The organism is Escherichia sp. 10290, from assembly GCF_030295155.1.
In the GTDB taxonomy this organism is placed as follows: Bacteria; Pseudomonadota; Gammaproteobacteria; order Enterobacterales; family Enterobacteriaceae; genus Escherichia; species Escherichia coli_F.
In genome coordinates this window covers 5,083,357-5,100,077 of the sequence record NZ_AP025741.1, presented here as the reverse complement: position 1 = coordinate 5,100,077, position 16,721 = coordinate 5,083,357, and the positions used below count along the sequence as shown (strand labels likewise).

Here is a 16,721-nt window from a genome sequence, read left to right as displayed (position 1 = left end):
GCGACGGCCGCAAAAGGGGAGCGGGAATTGCAGGATGCAATCTCTGTAACAAGCGTAGCGGGTTTGCTTACACCCTCCGGTTAAGGAATGTACAATCAAACCAGTTGACGCCTGAATTGGGCAGTTAATGACCTTTTTACCCTACCAGTGTTTAAATTTGTGATCAACTTCACACATGGATTTCGTTTAGGACTCATTGATGTAACTGATTATTTACGCCAAATTTACAGAGAAGATTTCCTCGACCATTGCCCCCACCAAACGCTGCGCTGAACAGAGTCGTGGCATCCCCAGCGCGACAGTTTGCCAGCGTTGGGTCACTGACCAGCAAACGGGTTGTTTATCTGCCGTGGACCACTTTCCCAGCCAACTTAAAAAATCAGCATGATCCCCACCCGTCGGGGCGGTTGAAGAGGTAAACCACTGATGGTAATAGTGACGCGTGGTCGTTGCCGCATTAATACTCTCTGCCAGATGTTGTGTCGCTTTCTCGCGCAAATCACCCAGCAACAACGCCACCGCTTGCGGGCTTCCTAGACGGCAGGCATCGCCAAATGCCCCCCAGCGCAGTTCCTCCAGAACGATAAAACAGCGCCCAGGCAACGACCAGGCGTTATACGCACCAGCACGCCAGCGGGTAAAAATTTGCTCACTCTGATCACCGGCCTGTACCAGTAATCCTCGTTGCGTTAACGCCTTTTCCTTCCAGCGACAACGGGCTGAAAACAACTCATACAAGGCGGCAATTTGCTGGGGGAGCTCCGGGAAAGCAGAGTGCTGGCGGTGATCCATTTTTTGCAGCAGCGCCAGATGCTGCGCGATCTGCGTCAGCGCCAGATGACCGGGATCCAGCATCGACGCCAGTTTTTCCACCAATGTCAGACGCAGGCTAAGCGGCGCATTTAACATGCCGCCGTTCGTCCATGCCTGAAGCTGCACGCGCGCAAGAAGTTCCTGCATCAGTCGTTCACGAAACTGCTGCTGATGGGCTTGTGGATGGCGGGCATCATCGCCCTGCGCCAGATCCACTAAAAAGCGGGAATGAATCGACTCCAGCACGCGACCGGGGCCGTCCAGTAACGTCTTGGTCAATATCGTTCTGCCGTGAAAAGTGTTTGAATATCATCGCGTAACAGCTGAGCGTCGGTGTAAATCCAGCCATGAGTCATCACAGTCTGCTGCAATTGCTGCTGCATCAGCCTGACCACCGATTCATTTTGTTGACGCAGAGCCAGACTTTCGCATAAACGCGTCTGTAATTCCGTCAAACATGAAGCGAACTCAGCGAAAAAAGTATTCATGCCTGCCGTAACAGATTCATCGACCTGCTCTGCCAGAACTTTAGCCATTTGTTGGCAATAAAGATCGACTTCTGCGCTTAATGCTCGTTGCAACGCACTGTAATCAACCGTCTCTATCGGGGATTTCTCATTTCCCCGTCCCCAGTCGGGCTGATTCAACCAGCGCGAAAAAGTCTCACGCACAACGCCTAAACGCGTGCTCTGCTCGTCCATTGCGTCCTGGCGCGAAATGACTTCACTGAACAGCTGGCGAGTGTTGAAGTGGGGAACTGCGCCGTGAAAAACAGGAAAATGAAACCCAGGACGAAACCCTGACTCGCTCAATTCCATTTTGACTTGTTGCTCAATGGGCCGAATAACATCGGTTAACACCCGGCAAAGAGTGGATTCAAGCTCGGCAAAACGCAGCGTAAAGTCGCGACTGATGGTGTTCTGCGCCGTCTGTAACAGTGTCTCACAGCAGGTACGAATCTCGCTTAATGACCCCGAATCATCCTGAAACAACGCGGCTAACTGGGCATTCACCGCATCTTGCTGTTGACGCAGAAAGAGGTTGGCGGAGGTCAGGGCCAGCTCGATTTCATGTTTAATCTCGCCGCTCACCTGAGCCTGATTGAGTTGAAATAGCTGCAAACTTTCTTCGATCTGGTGGATATTTTGCCGCAATTGTTCACAAGCGACGTTTAACCCGTGCGCACGAAAATCCAGGTATTCCCGCGCCTGCTGCGCGTAATTCAACAGTTTATGCGCGGCAGATCGCAGAGCATACAACGAGGCGTTAGCGTAAGCGGCATGAAGCAACGCCTGAATTGGCTGGGCGAACAGCGAATCTTCCCACAACTGATCGGCAGCATGACGAATATGTTCGAGGTCCGCCAGGTCGGCATGACGCCAGCGCCTGCCGAGCGCGGCATGGGCAAAATCTTCCACCCAGCGTTGTTGCTCTGGCGCGGGTAACTTACCGTTGTTGGCTAACTCATTACGCGCCCGATTCGCCAGGTAGCCCCACATCGACGACACTGGAAATATCTGCTGTGGCGTAATACAGCCTTTCATCAGCGTCCCGGAAATCAGTGCCCGCACCTGGTCGGCGTCGTCACTGTTACGATCCTGTTGATCGAACTTATTGACCAGCACATACAGCGGCACCGATTGCCCCACCGCCAAAATCGCCTCACGGACCTCTTCATCGGAGATCGATTTCAGTTGCGTATAATCCAGCACCGCCAGTACCGCCGAGGCGCGAGCCAGCTGCTGGTTAAGCATTTTTTGCAGATGCGGTTGCCCGGCTTCATTTGGCCCAGGGGTATCCAGTAACGTCAACTGACCGGGATAACTCTCCAGCCCCGCCAGATGGACAAACTCCACTTCAATCACGGGAATATGCTCAATGGCGGCGTAAGCAGAAAAAGGAAAATCGACGTCCAGCGCCTTCGCCAGTCGCACCAAATCATTCAAACTTTTCAGACAATGAAAAATAGGCTGGGCACCCAGATAATATTTTTCGAAAGCGACGCCATTTTCGATCCGCTGCATAAGCGCACGCATATCTTTATCTATTTCCAGCACATCGGTCAGATGCTTAATATCGCAGTCACGCAGGCGCTGTTGTAATTGTTGAATTAAACAGTCGATTGGCGCGACATGTGAAAAATGCAGTACCGGTTCTTTTTGCCCGGGCGTATGGCGAATAAGCGTCGGCAGCGCAGTCATTGGGCGATTGCGATTAGGCAGAACCTCCGTACCAACAATGGCATTAATGGTGGTTGATTTCCCTGCTTTCATAGTACCGACAATTGCCAGCACCATTTCCAGTCGGGAAATTTTACGCAACTCATTATTCAGCATCGCGTGACGTTCGGCGATATTAGGCTGACTCCAGGGTAAAGCCAGTTGTGGCGCATCGTCTCCGGGTACAGAGAGAGGCATTTTTTCTAGTAACTGCAACTGTTGGCGAGAAAGCTGTAACAGGCGTTCAGCCTCCTGACTTAACTCATACAGGGTCTGTGTGTACATAGAAAATTTTTCCTTAAAGCAAATTTTATTACTTTTATTTAGCCAGATTGTTTTTGAGTTCTGTTTTCGGCTTTTATAATTACTGCAAGAAATAATTTTATATTTAGAGTGTTGTTTTTTATTAGAATAAATAACGTCTTCCGATACGTTTAAAACGTCAGAAAGATAAAAATATCATTTGAATTAAAAAAAGAACAAGTAGAGCATTAACCTTATCTTAAATAATAAATGGAGGCAAAAAGATTATTTTCTTTTTGCGTTTCCTTTCAAATGAAAACGATCGTCGTCTAAAATCAGCAGTACCCCCGACAAACTCAGGGATTTTGTGTATAATTGCGGCCTTTTTCGGCAATCTGCCGTTTTTTGGCGCTTTTGCCCTGCTGACTTTTGAGGAAATCCACATGTCATTACCACACTGCCCAAAATGCAACTCCGAATACACCTACGAAGATAACGGCATGTACATCTGCCCGGAATGTGCCTACGAATGGAACGACGCAGAACCTGCACAGGAAAGCGACGAGCTGATCGTTAAAGATGCTAACGGCAATCTGCTGGCTGACGGCGACAGCGTTACCATCATTAAAGATCTGAAGGTGAAAGGTAGCTCTTCGATGCTGAAGATCGGTACCAAAGTGAAAAACATTCGCCTGGTTGAAGGCGACCACAACATCGATTGCAAAATCGACGGTTTTGGTCCGATGAAACTGAAATCTGAGTTTGTGAAAAAGAACTGATTGTATTGCTCAATGTAATATTGGCACATGATCGGTAGGCCGGATAAGGCGCTCGCGCCGCATCCGGCTACGGTGCCGACTGCCTGATGCGACGCTCGCGCGTCTTATCAGGCCTACAAATTCTCGCACCATCCGGCAACGGTGCCTAATGCGACGCTTACCGAGTCTTATCAGCCCCCGCTCATCTGTATAATTTTCGAACTACACTTAACTGGCTTCTCTTAACTGAGGTCACCATCATGCCGTTAAGTCCCTACCTCTCTTTTGCTGGTAACTGTTCCGATGCGATTGCCTATTATCAACGCACGTTGGGCGCGGAACTGCTTTATAAAATCAGCTTCGGCGAAATGCCGAAATCAGCGCAGGACAGCGCCGAGAACTGCCCTTCCGGTATGCAATTTCCCGATACCGCTATCGCCCATGCTAACGTGCGTATTGCCGGAAGCGATATCATGATGAGCGATGCCATACCGTCAGGAAAAGCCAGCTACTCCGGTTTTACACTGGTACTCGATTCGCAACAGGTCGAAGAAGGAAAACGCTGGTTTGATAACCTTGCTGCTAACGGAAAAATCGAAATGGCCTGGCAGGAAACTTTCTGGGCGCATGGCTTCGGCAAAGTCACCGATAAATTTGGCGTGCCGTGGATGATTAATGTCGTCAAACAACAACCAACGCACTAACCCGCCGGGAGGCCCGCCCTCCCGCACTGTCATCGAATTCCCGTTAACTCTTCATCTGTTAGTCACTTTTAGTTAACAAAATCGTCACGATAATCCGCCACGATGGAGCCACTTTTTTAGGGAGGCTGCATCATGCAAACGATTATCCGTGTCGAGAAGCTCGCCAAAACCTTCAATCAGCATCAGGCGCTGCATGCGGTTGATCTGAACATTCATCACGGTGAAATGGTGGCTCTGCTTGGGCCGTCCGGTTCCGGCAAATCCACCCTTTTACGTCATTTAAGCGGTTTGATTACCGGCGATAAATCTGCCGGTAGCCATATCGAGCTGCTGGGCCGCACAGTCCAACGCGAAGGCCGCCTGGCCCGCGATATCCGCAAAAGCCGCGCCAACACCGGCTACATCTTCCAACAATTCAACCTGGTGAATCGCCTGAGCGTACTGGAGAACGTGCTGATTGGCGCGCTCGGCAGCACGCCATTCTGGCGCACCTGTTTTAGCTACTTCACCCGCGAGCAGAAACAGCGCGCGTTACAGGCGCTGACCCGCGTTGGCATGGTGCACTTTGCCCATCAGCGCGTTTCCACCCTCTCCGGCGGACAGCAGCAGCGTGTGGCGATTGCCCGTGCGCTGATGCAGCAGGCGAAGGTGATTCTGGCCGATGAACCCATCGCCTCGCTGGACCCGGAATCGGCGCGCATCGTGATGGACACCCTGCGCGACATTAACCAGAACGACGGCATTACCGTGGTCGTCACGCTGCATCAGGTGGATTACGCCCTGCGCTACTGCGAACGCATCGTCGCCCTGCGCCAGGGGCACGTCTTCTACGACGGCAGCAGCCAACAGTTTGATAACGAACGTTTTGACCATCTCTACCGCAGCATTAACCGCGTCGAAGAGAACGCGAAAGCTGCCTGACATCCCCATCATTGAGGAAAACGAATGAACGCTAAGATAATTGCCTCGCTGGCCTTCACCAGCATGTTCAGCCTCAGCACCCTGTTCAGCCCGGCGCACGCCGAAGAGCAGGAAAAGGCGCTGAATTTCGGCATTATTTCAACGGAATCACAGCAAAACCTGAAACCGCAATGGACGCCTTTCCTGCAAGATATGGAGAAGAAACTGGGCGTAAAGGTCAACGCCTTCTTTGCTCCGGACTACGCGGGCATTATCCAGGGGATGCGCTTCAACAAAGTGGATATCGCCTGGTACGGCAACCTGTCGGCGATGGAAGCGGTGGATCGCGCCAACGGTCAGGTCTTCGCCCAGACGGTCGCGGCGGATGGATCGCCGGGTTACTGGAGCGTGTTGATCGTCAACAAAGATAGCCCGATCAACAACCTGAACGATCTGCTGGCCAAGCGTAAAGATCTCACCTTCGGCAATGGCGATCCTAACTCCACCTCTGGCTTCCTCGTCCCCGGCTACTACGTCTTCGCCAAAAACAATATCTCCGCCAGCGACTTCAAGCGCACCGTCAACGCCGGGCATGAAACCAACGCCCTCGCCGTCGCCAACAAGCAGGTGGATGTCGCCACCAACAACACTGAAAACCTCGACAAGCTGAAAACCTCCGCGCCGGAGAAGCTGAAAGAACTGAAGGTGATCTGGAAATCGCCGCTGATCCCAGGCGATCCGATCGTCTGGCGCAAAAATCTGTCCGAAACCACCAAAGACAAGATCTACGACTTCTTTATGAACTACGGCAAAACGCCGGAAGAGAAAGCGGTGCTGGAACGCCTGGGCTGGGCGCCGTTCCGCGCCTCCAGCGACCTGCAACTGGTGCCAATTCGCCAGCTCGCACTGTTTAAAGAGATGCAAAGCGTGAAGGACAACAAAGGGCTGAACGAACAGGACAAGCTCGCGAAAACCACCGAGATACAGGCGCAACTGGATGACCTGGATCGCCTGAACAACGCGTTAAGCGCGATGAGTTCGGTGAGTAAAGCGGTGCAGTAATGTGCTCGATCGGTCCCCTCTCCCTTGAGGGAGAGGGTTAGGGTGAGGGGGGAAATACGCACGCTGATGCCCTCACCCCGGCCCTCTCCCACAGGGAGAGGGAGAAAACATTAAACGGAGCCAAACATGCAAACCATCACCATCGCCCCACCCAAGCGCAGCTGGTTCTCGCTTCTGAGCTGGGCCATTGTTCTCGCCGTGCTGGTCGTCTCGTGGCAGGGCGCGGAAATGGCCCCGCTCACGCTGATTAAAGACGGCGGCAACATGGCGACGTTCGCCGCCGACTTCTTCCCGCCCGATTTCAGCCAGTGGCAGGATTACCTCACCGAAATGGCCGTCACGCTGCAAATCGCCGTCTGGGGCACTGCGCTGGCAGTCGTTCTCTCCATCCCCTTCGGCCTGATGAGCGCCGAAAACCTGGTGCCGTGGTGGGTTTACCAGCCCGTTCGCCGCCTGATGGACGCCTGCCGCGCCATTAACGAGATGGTCTTCGCCATGCTGTTCGTGGTCGCCGTCGGTCTCGGTCCGTTCGCTGGCGTACTGGCGCTGTTTATCCACACCACCGGCGTGCTCTCCAAACTGCTTTCCGAAGCGGTGGAAGCGATTGAACCCGGCCCGGTGGAAGGCATTCGCGCCACCGGTGCCAATAAGCTCGAAGAGATCCTCTACGGCGTGCTGCCGCAGGTCATGCCGCTACTGATTTCCTACTCACTCTATCGTTTCGAATCCAACGTGCGTTCCGCCACCGTTGTTGGCATGGTCGGCGCTGGCGGAATTGGCGTCACGCTGTGGGAAGCGATTCGCGGTTTCCAGTTCCAGCAAACCTGCGCCCTGATGGTGCTGATTATCGTCACGGTCAGCCTGCTGGATTTCCTCTCTCAACGGTTGCGTAAGCACTTTATCTGATAAGCGAGGCATTGATATCTATGCACTTGTCTACACCTCCGACCAGCTACCCAACACGCTATCAGGAGATAGCCGCAAAACTTGAGCAGGAGCTTCGTCAACACTACCGCTGCGGCGACTATCTTCCCGCCGAGCAGCAACTGGCAGCGCGCTTTGAGGTGAATCGCCACACCCTGCGCCGTGCCATCGACCAACTGGTGGAAAAAGGCTGGGTACAGCGCCGTCAGGGCATCGGCGTACTGGTGCTGATGCGCCCGTTCGATTACCCGCTCAACGCCCAGGCGCGTTTTAGCCAGAACCTGCTGGATCAGGGTAGCCATCCCACCAGCGAAAAACTGCTGTCCGTGCTGCGCCCGGCCTCCGGTCACGTCGCTGACGCGCTGGGGATAACCGAGGGCGAGAACGTTATCCACCTGCGCACCCTGCGCCGGGTCAACGGCGTCGCGCTCTGTTTAATCGACCACTACTTTGCGGACCTCACTCTCTGGCCGACGCTGCAACGCTTCGACAGCGGCTCGCTGCACGATTTTTTGCACGAGCAAACGGGAATTGCGCTGCGCCGCAGCCAGACGCGGATCAGCGCCCGCCGCGCCCAGGCCAAAGAGTGCCAGCGTCTTGAAATTCCGAATATGTCGCCGCTGCTGTGCGTGCGCACCCTTAACCACCGTGACGGTGAAAGCAGCCCGGCGGAGTACTCCGTCAGCCTGACGCGCGCCGACATGATTGAATTCACCATGGAGCACTGAATGCACGCAGATACCGCGACCCGCCAGCACTGGATGTCCGTGCTGGCGCACAGCCAACCGGCTGAACTGGCTAACCGCCTTAAAGCGCTAAACATCACCACCGACTATGACATTATCCGCGCCGCCGAAACCGGCCTGGTACAGATTCAGGCGCGAATGGGTGGCACCGGCGAACGCTTTTTTGCTGGCGACGCTACGCTCACCCGCGCCGCTGTACGCCTTACTGACGGCACGCTCGGCTACAGCTGGGTGCTGGGGCGCGACAAACAGCACGCCGAACGCTGCGCGCTGATTGACGCGCTGATGCAGCAATCTCGCCACTTTCAAAACTTATCAGAAACCCTTATTGCCCCGCTGGACGCTGACCGTATGGCACGCATTGCCGCACGCCAGGCCGAAGTGAACGCCAGTCGGGTCGACTTCTTTACGATGGTTCGCGGAGACAACGCATGACCCTGGAAACCGCTTTTATGCTTCCCGTGCAGGATGCCCAGCACAGTTTTCGTCGCCTGTTAAAGGCAATGAGCGAGCCGGGCGTGATTGTCGCCCTGCATCAGCTCAAACGCGGCTGGCAGCCGCTGAATATCGCCACCACCAGCGTGCTGCTGACGCTGGCCGATAACGACACGCCGGTGTGGCTTTCCGCGCCATTAAGTAACGATATCGTCAGCCAGAGCCTGCGTTTTCATACCAACGCCCCGCTGGTCAATCAGCCGGAACAGGCGACCTTCGCAGTGACGGATGAGGCGATTGCCAGCGAGCAGCTCAACGCCCTTTCCACCGGCACCGCCGTTGCGCCGGAAGCCGGTGCGACGTTGATTTTACAGGTCACCAGCCTGAGCGGCGGACGCATGCTGCGCCTCACCGGCGCGGGTATTGCCGAAGAACGGATGATCGCCCCGCAACTGCCGGAGTGCATTCTGCACGAACTCACCGAGCGCCCGCACCCGTTCCCGCTCGGCATCGACCTGATCCTGACCTGCGGCGAGCGCCTGCTGGCTATTCCGCGAACCACTCATGTGGAGGTGTGCTGATGTACGTTGCCGTGAAAGGGGGCGAGAAGGCGATCGACGCCGCCCACGCCCTGCAAGAGAGCCGACGCCGGGGCGATACCGATTTGCCTGAACTGAGCGTCGCCCAGATTGAACAGCAGCTTAATCTCGCGGTGGATCGCGTGATGACCGAAGGCGGCATTGCCGACCGCGAACTGGCCGCACTGGCGCTGAAACAGGCCAGTGGCGATAACGTTGAAGCAATTTTCCTGCTGCGCGCCTACCGCACGACGCTGGCAAAACTGGCGGTAAGCGAGCCGCTCGACACCACCGAGATGCGTCTCGAACGCCGTATCTCCGCCGTTTATAAAGACATTCCTGGCGGCCAGCTGCTTGGCCCGACCTACGACTACACCCATCGCCTGCTCGATTTCACCCTGCTGGCGAATGGCGAAGCGCCGACGCTGACCACCACCGACAGCGAGCAAGCCCCATCGCCGCACGTTTTCAGCCTGCTGGCGCGTCAGGGGCTGGCGAAGTTTGAAGAGGATAGCGGCGCACAGCCGGATGACATCACCCGTACACCGCCGGTTTACCCTTGCTCTCGCGCCTCCCGCCTGCAACAGCTCATGCGCGGCGACGAAGGCTACTTGCTGGCGCTGGCCTACTCCACCCAGCGTGGTTACGGACGCAATCACCCGTTCGCAGGCGAAATCCGCAGTGGCTATATCGACGTGTCTATTGTGCCGGAAGAGCTGGGATTTGCGGTGAACGTCGGTGAACTGCTGATGACCGAGTGTGAAATGGTTAACGGTTTTATCGACCAGCCGGATGAGCCGCCGCACTTCACGCGCGGCTACGGGCTGGTGTTTGGCATGAGCGAGCGCAAAGCGATGGCAATGGCGCTGGTTGACCGCGCTCTACAAGCCCCGGAGTACGGCGAGCACGCGACAGGCCCGGCGCAGGATGAAGAGTTCGTGCTGGCGCATGCCGACAACGTCGAAGCCGCAGGCTTTGTCTCGCACCTCAAACTCCCGCACTACGTCGATTTCCAGGCCGAGCTGGAGCTACTCAAACGTCTGCAACAGGAGCAGAACCATGGCTAATCTGAGCGGCTACAACTTTGCGTACCTCGACGAGCAGACCAAACGTATGATCCGCCGCGCCATCTTAAAAGCGGTGGCGATCCCCGGTTATCAGGTGCCGTTTGGCGGGCGCGAGATGCCGATGCCATACGGCTGGGGAACCGGCGGCATACAGCTTACCGCCAGTGTGATTGGCGAAAGCGACGTGTTGAAGGTGATTGACCAGGGCGCGGATGACACCACCAACGCCGTATCAATTCGCAACTTTTTCAAGCGCGTGACCGGGGTAAACACCACTGAACGTACGGATGATGCGACGCTTATCCAGACGCGCCACCGCATCCCCGAAACGCCGCTGACCGAAGATCAGATCATTATCTTCCAGGTGCCGATCCCGGAACCGCTGCGCTTTATCGAGCCGCGCGAAACGGAGACCCGCACCATGCACGCGCTGGAGGAGTACGGCGTGATGCAGGTGAAACTGTATGAAGATATCGCCCGCTTCGGTCATATCGCCACCACCTACGCCTATCCGGTGAAGGTGAACGGACGCTACGTCATGGACCCATCGCCGATCCCGAAATTTGATAACCCGAAAATGGACATGATGCCCGCCCTGCAACTGTTCGGCGCGGGGCGTGAGAAGCGTATTTATGCGGTGCCGCCGTTTACCCGCGTGGAAAGCCTCGATTTCGACGATCATCCGTTCACCGTTCAGCAGTGGGATGAACCCTGCGCCATCTGCGGATCGACCCACAGCTATCTCGATGAAGTGGTGCTGGATGACGCCGGAAACCGCATGTTTGTCTGCTCCGATACCGATTATTGCCGCCAACAGAGCGAGGCGAGAAGCCAATGAATCAACCGTTACTTTCGGTCAATAACCTGACCCACCTTTACGCGCCGGGCAAAGGCTTCAGCGATGTCTCTTTTGATTTATGGCCGGGGGAAGTGCTGGGCATTGTCGGGGAATCCGGTTCCGGGAAGACCACGCTGCTGAAATCAATCTCCGCCCGTCTGACACCGCAACAGGGGGAGATTCACTATGAAAACCGTTCCCTCTATGGCATGAGCGAGGCCGACCGCCGTCGCCTGCTGCGCACCGAATGGGGCGTGGTGCATCAGCATCCGCTCGACGGCCTGCGCCGTCAGGTGTCAGCAGGCGGCAATATCGGCGAACGGCTGATGGCGACCGGGGCGCGTCATTACGGCGATATTCGCGCCACCGCGCAGAAGTGGCTGGAGGAGGTGGAGATTCCCTCCAACCGTATCGACGACCTGCCGACCACTTTTTCCGGCGGTATGCAGCAGCGTTTGCAGATTGCCCGCAACCTGGTGACGCATCCGAAGCTGGTGTTTATGGATGAACCGACCGGCGGGCTGGATGTATCGGTACAGGCGCGCCTGCTCGATCTGCTGCGCGGTCTGGTGGTGGAGCTGAATCTGGCGGTGGTGATTGTCACCCATGATTTAGGCGTCGCCCGCCTGCTGGCGGACCGTTTGCTGGTGATGAAGCAGGGGCAGGTGGTGGAGAGTGGGTTAACCGACCGCGTACTCGACGACCCGCATCATCCGTATACCCAGTTGCTGGTGTCATCGGTTTTGCAGAATTGAGTTGCAACACTTTGCGCACTGATCCCCTCACCCCGGCCCTCTCCCGGAGGGAGAGGGAGAAAACCGGCGCAATATTCAACACCGTGCACAAGCGGTCCCCTCGCCCCTTTGGGGAGAGGGTTAGGGTGAGGGGCAATGTGCGCACCGCTCCCAAACATGCGAACCACGAGGCGAAAAATGATTAACGTACAAAACGTCAGTAAAACCTTCATCCTGCACCAGCAAAACGGCGTGCGCCTGCCCGTCTTACAACGCGCCTCGCTCACCGTCAACGCGGGCGAATGCGTGGTGCTCCACGGTCACTCCGGCAGCGGCAAATCAACTCTGCTACGCTCGCTGTACGCCAACTATCTGCCCGACGAAGGGCAAATCCAGATCAAACACGGTGACGAATGGGTAGACCTGGTCACCGCGCCAACGCGCAAAGTGGTGGAAATCCGCAAAACCACTGTCGGCTGGGTAAGCCAGTTTCTGCGCGTCATCCCGCGTATTTCGGCACTGGAAGTGGTGATGCAGCCGCTGCTCGATACCGGCGTTTCGCGTGATGCCTGCGCCGCTAAAGCCGCGCGTCTGCTCACCCGCCTGAACGTGCCGGAACGTCTGTGGCACCTGGCGCCATCGACCTTCTCCGGCGGCGAACAGCAGCGCGTCAACATCGCGCGCGGCTTTATCATCGATTACCCCATTCTGCTGCTCGACGAACCTACTGCCTCGCTGGACGCCAAAAACAGCGCCGCGGTGGTGGAACTGATCCGCGAAGCTAAAACCCGCGGCGCAGCCATCGTCGGCATCTTCCACGACGAAGCCGTACGCAATGACGTCGCCGACCGCCTGCACCCAATGGGAGCCTCTGCATGATTATCAATAACGTCAAACTGGTGCTGGAAAACGAAGTGGTACACGGTTCGCTGGAGGTGCAGGACGGCGAAATTCGCGCCTTTGCCGAAAGCCAGAGCCGCCTGCCAGAAGCGATGGACGGCGAAGGTGGCTGGCTGCTGCCGGGACTGATTGAGCTGCATACCGATAATCTGGATAAATTCTTCACCCCGCGCCCGAAAGTGGACTGGCCCGCCCACTCGGCGATGAGCAGCCACGATGCGCTGATGGTGGCGAGCGGCATCACCACCGTGCTGGACGCCGTGGCGATTGGCGACGTGCGCGACGGCGGCGATCGGCTGGAGAATCTGGAAAAGATGATCAACGCCATCGAAGAGACGCAGAAACGCGGCGTCAACCGCGCCGAGCACCGCCTGCACCTGCGCTGCGAACTGCCGCATCACACTACGCTGCCGCTGTTTGAAAAACTGGTGCAGCGCGAGCCGGTCACGCTGGTGTCGCTAATGGACCACTCACCGGGCCAGCGCCAGTTCGCCAATCGCGAGAAGTATCGCGAATATTACCAGGGCAAATACTCGCTCACCGATGCGCAGATGCAGCAGTACGAAGAGGAACAACTGGCGCTTGCCGCACGCTGGTCGCAGCCGAATCGCGAAACCATCGCCGCAATGTGCCGCGCGCGACAAATTGCCCTCGCCAGCCACGATGACGCCACGCACGCGCACGTTGCCGAATCCCACCAGCTTGGCAGCGTAATCGCCGAATTTCCCACCACGTTCGAAGCGGCGGAAGCTTCGCGCAAGCATGGCATGAATGTATTGATGGGCGCGCCGAATATTGTGCGCGGCGGTTCGCACTCCGGCAACGTGGCGGCCAGTGAACTGGCACAGCTTGGTCTGCTGGATATCCTCTCTTCCGACTACTACCCCGCCAGCCTGCTCGATGCGGCATTCCGCGTCGCCGATGACGAGAGCAACCGCTTTACGCTGCCGCAGGCGGTGAAGCTGGTGACTAAAAATCCGGCGCAGGCGCTTAATCTTCAGGATCGCGGGGTGATTGGCGAGGGCAAACGCGCCGACCTGGTGCTGGCGCATCGCAAGGGCAACCACATTCATATCGATCACGTCTGGCGTCAGGGTAAAAGGGTGTTCTGATGACGGGAAAACTGATTTGGTTAATGGGGGCCTCTGGCTCCGGAAAAGACAGTCTGTTGACGGAACTCCGCCAGCGGGAACAAACTCAGCTACTGGTAGCGCATCGCTACATCACGCGCGCCGCCAGCGCCGGAAGTGAAAACCATATCGCCCTGAGCGAGCAGGAGTTTTTTACCCGCGCGGGGCAGAACCTTCTGGCCTTAAGCTGGCACGCCAACGGCCTGTATTATGGCATCGGCGTCGAGATTGACCTCTGGCTGCACGCTGGATTTGACGTGGTGGTCAACGGCTCACGCGCCCATCTACCGCAGGCGCGGGCGCGCTATCAATCGGCGCTGCTGCCCGTTTGTTTACAGGTTTCGCCAGAGATCCTGCGCCAGCGCCTGGAAAACCGTGGTCGTGAAAATGCCAGTGAAATTAACGCCCGGCTGGCGCGCGCTGCCCGCTATACTCCTCAGGATTGTCTTACGCTCAATAATGACGGCAGCCTGCGCCAGTCGGTCGACAAGCTGCTGACGCTGATTGATCTGAAGGAGAAACACCATGCCTGCTTGTGAGCTTCGCCCGGCTACGCAGTACGACACCGACGCAGTTTACGCGCTGATTTGTGAGCTAAAACAGGCGGAGTTTGACCACCACGCGTTTCGCGTGGGCTTTAACGCCAATCTGCGCGACCCGAACATGCGCTACCATCTGGCGCTGCTGGATGGCGAAGTTGTCGGCATGATCGGCCTGCATTTGCAGTTTCATCTGCATCATGTCAACTGGATCGGCGAAATTCAGGAACTGGTGGTGATGCCGCAGGCGCGCGGTCTGAACGTCGGCAGTAAATTACTGGCATGGGCCGAAGAAGAAGCCCGCCAGGCCGGGGCCGAAATGACCGAGCTTTCCACCAACGTCAAGCGCCACGACGCGCACCGTTTCTATCTGCGCGAAGGCTACGAGCAGAGCCACTTCCGCTTCACCAAGGCGCTGTAACATGAGCCTGACCCTCACACTTACTGGCACTGGCGGCGCACAGGGTGTTCCCGCATGGGGCTGTGAGTGCGCGGCCTGCGCCAGAGCGCGGCGCTCACCGCAGTATCGCCGCCAGCCATGCAGCGGCGTCGTGAAGTTTAACGACGCGATCACCCTGATCGACGCCGGGCTGCACGATCTCGCCGATCGCTGGTCGCCCGGATCGTTCCAGCAGTTTTTGCTGACGCACTACCATATGGATCACGTGCAGGGGCTGTTTCCGCTGCGCTGGGGCGTGGGCGATTCGATCCCGGTCTACGGCCCGCCGGATGAACAGGGCTGCGACGATCTGTTTAAACATCCGGGCCTGCTTGATTTCAGCCACACGGTGGAGCCATTTGTGGTGTTTGATTTGCAGGGATTGCAGGTGACGCCGCTACCGCTTAACCATTCGAAACTCACTTTCGGCTATTTACTGGAAACGGCGCACAATCGGGTGGCGTGGCTGTCTGACACCGCGGGCCTGCCAGAAAACACGCTGAAATTTTTACTCAATAATCATCCGCAGGTGATGGTGATTGATTGCAGCCATCCGCCGCGCGAGGATGTGCCGCGTAATCACTGCGATTTAAACACCGTGCTGGCGCTGAATGAGATTATCCGTTCACCGCGCGTGATTCTGACGCACATCAGCCACCAGTTTGATGCGTGGCTGATGGAAAATACGCTGCCATCGGGGGTTGAGGCGGGGTTTGATGGGATGGAGATTGGGGTGGAGTGATGGGTGAGGGGCGATGCCTGCTCTAGACTCAACATCACCGCCCATACTCATCTTCCATTCTCCGCTCTTCATCTTCTAGCTGCCGACGCTCCTGATCCAGCTGGCGCTGGCGATCGTCCAGCTGCTTGCGGCGATCTTCAAACTGGCGGCGGCGATCGTCATATTGTCTGCGCCGATCGTCGTTCACTTCACGCTGCCAGCCGTCGTCGCGCGAATCTTCATAGTCTCGCCCACGGTCAGGGTTATAAGCATCGTTAATCGCCTGCTGAATATTGCCAATGGTGTCGTCGATAATATCGGCCTGGGCCGGAACGGTGGACAGCGTGAGCAGGGTGAATAAAATAAATAGCGGAAAACGTTTCATTAGCCAACCTCAAAAAGAAACTCTATCCACATTAGTCATTACTCATCCATGCAAGTAGTGGATGAATCTCAATTTTTCCGCTGCTCTATTGCCGTAATCGCCTCCACGCGTTGTTGATGACGACCGCCTTCGTACTGCGCGCCCAGCCACGCATCCACAATCATTTTTGCCAGTTCGAGGCCAACCACTCGTGAACCAAAAGCCAGTGCAACTTCACTGGCGTAATGCGGATAATCAGTGCGCTCTGACGACCTGGTTTCTTTATCAATCCCCTCACTCATTGACTATGAATAAAAGGCTGGCACAGCAACGCAGAATCCTGCGGTGCCAGCGACATGACCGCCCATTGCTCCGGTACGTTTTTTAATAAGAAACACCGGTTGCATTGATTAATTGTGCTCAGTATTTGCCGAAGTACAATATATATAATAAATATATAAAACACCTCATATTATTTACAGAGATAATGAATTCGCGTACTTTTCCCTCTTCAGCACAAATGCCTAATAAAATGGCTCGTTCCGCTCACACTTCCACTTATTAAAGTCGCAAATTCCCAATTATGATAACGCCAGCTTTAAATGAC

General features: G+C 56.2%; 19 protein-coding genes and 1 pseudogene. 16 read left to right on the top strand and 4 right to left on the bottom strand.

Going from position 1 to position 16,721, the window contains the following annotated elements; genetic code table 11:
* Positions 1-213 precede the first annotated feature (213 nt).
* Both QUE74_RS25365 and crfC read right to left on the bottom strand, forming a co-directional pair.
* Positions 214-1,092 carry a diguanylate cyclase regulator RdcB family protein gene (locus tag QUE74_RS25365; protein WP_000169138.1) on the bottom strand — a complete coding sequence of 293 codons (879 nt, stop codon included), beginning with the start codon at positions 1,090-1,092 and terminating at the stop codon, positions 214-216.
* On the bottom strand, positions 1,089-3,317 hold the full coding sequence (crfC, locus tag QUE74_RS25360) for a clamp-binding protein CrfC (protein WP_000288598.1): 2,229 nt from the start codon (positions 3,315-3,317) through the stop codon (positions 1,089-1,091). The genes QUE74_RS25365 and crfC overlap by 4 nt, the downstream gene beginning before the upstream one ends.
* A 401-nt stretch (positions 3,318-3,718) precedes the next feature.
* Between crfC and QUE74_RS25355 the strand changes: the two genes are divergently transcribed.
* The 16 genes from QUE74_RS25355 (at position 3,719) to phnP (ending at position 15,771) form a co-directional block, all read left to right on the top strand.
* Positions 3,719-4,054 (top strand): zinc ribbon domain-containing protein YjdM, encoded by a 336-nt coding sequence (locus QUE74_RS25355; RefSeq protein WP_001300891.1) that lies wholly within the window; start codon positions 3,719-3,721, stop codon positions 4,052-4,054.
* A gap of 239 nt (positions 4,055-4,293) precedes the next feature.
* Positions 4,294-4,737, top strand: coding sequence for a VOC family metalloprotein YjdN (gene yjdN / locus QUE74_RS25350; protein ID WP_001131334.1), 444 nt, complete (start codon positions 4,294-4,296; stop codon positions 4,735-4,737).
* A 132-nt stretch (positions 4,738-4,869) separates the two neighbouring features.
* On the top strand, positions 4,870-5,658 hold the full coding sequence (gene phnC, locus QUE74_RS25345; protein WP_001193403.1) for a phosphonate ABC transporter ATP-binding protein: 789 nt from the start codon (positions 4,870-4,872) through the stop codon (positions 5,656-5,658).
* A 24-nt stretch (positions 5,659-5,682) separates the two neighbouring features.
* On the top strand, positions 5,683-6,699 hold the full coding sequence (gene phnD, locus QUE74_RS25340) for a phosphonate ABC transporter substrate-binding protein (protein ID WP_000991974.1): 1,017 nt from the start codon (positions 5,683-5,685) through the stop codon (positions 6,697-6,699).
* A 126-nt stretch (positions 6,700-6,825) separates the two neighbouring features.
* Positions 6,826-7,605, top strand: coding sequence for a phosphonate ABC transporter, permease protein PhnE (gene phnE, locus QUE74_RS25335; RefSeq protein ID WP_001193496.1), 780 nt, complete (start codon positions 6,826-6,828; stop codon positions 7,603-7,605).
* A 20-nt stretch (positions 7,606-7,625) separates the two neighbouring features.
* The gene (phnF, locus tag QUE74_RS25330; protein WP_001355089.1) at positions 7,626-8,351 is read left to right on the top strand and encodes a phosphonate metabolism transcriptional regulator PhnF; all 726 of its coding nucleotides are present in this window, start codon (positions 7,626-7,628) and stop codon (positions 8,349-8,351) included.
* Complete coding sequence (phnG, locus tag QUE74_RS25325; RefSeq protein WP_000542801.1) at positions 8,352-8,804, top strand: phosphonate C-P lyase system protein PhnG; 453 nt, start codon at positions 8,352-8,354, stop codon at positions 8,802-8,804.
* Positions 8,801-9,385 (top strand): phosphonate C-P lyase system protein PhnH, encoded by a 585-nt coding sequence (gene phnH / locus QUE74_RS25320; protein ID WP_000171620.1) that lies wholly within the window; start codon positions 8,801-8,803, stop codon positions 9,383-9,385. Before phnG ends, phnH begins: the two co-directional genes overlap by 4 nt.
* On the top strand, positions 9,385-10,449 hold the full coding sequence (phnI, locus tag QUE74_RS25315) for an alpha-D-ribose 1-methylphosphonate 5-triphosphate synthase subunit PhnI (protein WP_001355088.1): 1,065 nt from the start codon (positions 9,385-9,387) through the stop codon (positions 10,447-10,449). Before phnH ends, phnI begins: the two co-directional genes overlap by 1 nt.
* On the top strand, positions 10,442-11,287 hold the full coding sequence (gene phnJ, locus QUE74_RS25310) for an alpha-D-ribose 1-methylphosphonate 5-phosphate C-P-lyase PhnJ (RefSeq protein WP_000002286.1): 846 nt from the start codon (positions 10,442-10,444) through the stop codon (positions 11,285-11,287). The genes phnI and phnJ overlap by 8 nt, the downstream gene beginning before the upstream one ends.
* Positions 11,284-12,042, top strand: a complete 759-nt coding sequence (gene phnK / locus QUE74_RS25305) for a phosphonate C-P lyase system protein PhnK (protein WP_001075519.1) — start codon at positions 11,284-11,286, stop codon at positions 12,040-12,042. Before phnJ ends, phnK begins: the two co-directional genes overlap by 4 nt.
* Positions 12,043-12,219: 177 nt before the next feature.
* A complete protein-coding gene (gene phnL / locus QUE74_RS25300; protein WP_000611432.1) occupies positions 12,220-12,900 on the top strand; it encodes a phosphonate C-P lyase system protein PhnL in 681 nt (226 codons plus the stop codon).
* Positions 12,897-14,033: an alpha-D-ribose 1-methylphosphonate 5-triphosphate diphosphatase gene (phnM, locus tag QUE74_RS25295; protein ID WP_000586293.1), complete on the top strand. Its 1,137-nt coding sequence runs from the start codon at positions 12,897-12,899 to the stop codon at positions 14,031-14,033. The genes phnL and phnM overlap by 4 nt, the downstream gene beginning before the upstream one ends.
* Positions 14,033-14,590 carry a ribose 1,5-bisphosphokinase gene (phnN, locus tag QUE74_RS25290; RefSeq protein WP_000145986.1) on the top strand — a complete coding sequence of 186 codons (558 nt, stop codon included), beginning with the start codon at positions 14,033-14,035 and terminating at the stop codon, positions 14,588-14,590. The genes phnM and phnN overlap by 1 nt, the downstream gene beginning before the upstream one ends.
* Entirely contained in the window at positions 14,577-15,011 is a 435-nt protein-coding gene (gene phnO, locus QUE74_RS25285) for an aminoalkylphosphonate N-acetyltransferase (protein WP_001110490.1), read from the top strand. The genes phnN and phnO overlap by 14 nt, the downstream gene beginning before the upstream one ends.
* Before the next feature lies 1 nt (position 15,012).
* Positions 15,013-15,771 (top strand): phosphonate metabolism protein PhnP, encoded by a 759-nt coding sequence (gene phnP, locus QUE74_RS25280; protein ID WP_000059914.1) that lies wholly within the window; start codon positions 15,013-15,015, stop codon positions 15,769-15,771.
* A 34-nt stretch (positions 15,772-15,805) separates the two neighbouring features.
* On the opposite strand, the gene yjdP is transcribed toward phnP, so the two are convergent.
* Positions 15,806-16,135 carry a DDRRRQL repeat protein YjdP gene (gene yjdP / locus QUE74_RS25275; protein ID WP_000819725.1) on the bottom strand — a complete coding sequence of 110 codons (330 nt, stop codon included), beginning with the start codon at positions 16,133-16,135 and terminating at the stop codon, positions 15,806-15,808.
* A 68-nt stretch (positions 16,136-16,203) separates the two neighbouring features.
* Positions 16,204-16,521, bottom strand: a pseudogene (locus QUE74_RS25270) (RpiB/LacA/LacB family sugar-phosphate isomerase).
* Between the last annotated feature and the right edge of the window lie 200 nt (positions 16,522-16,721).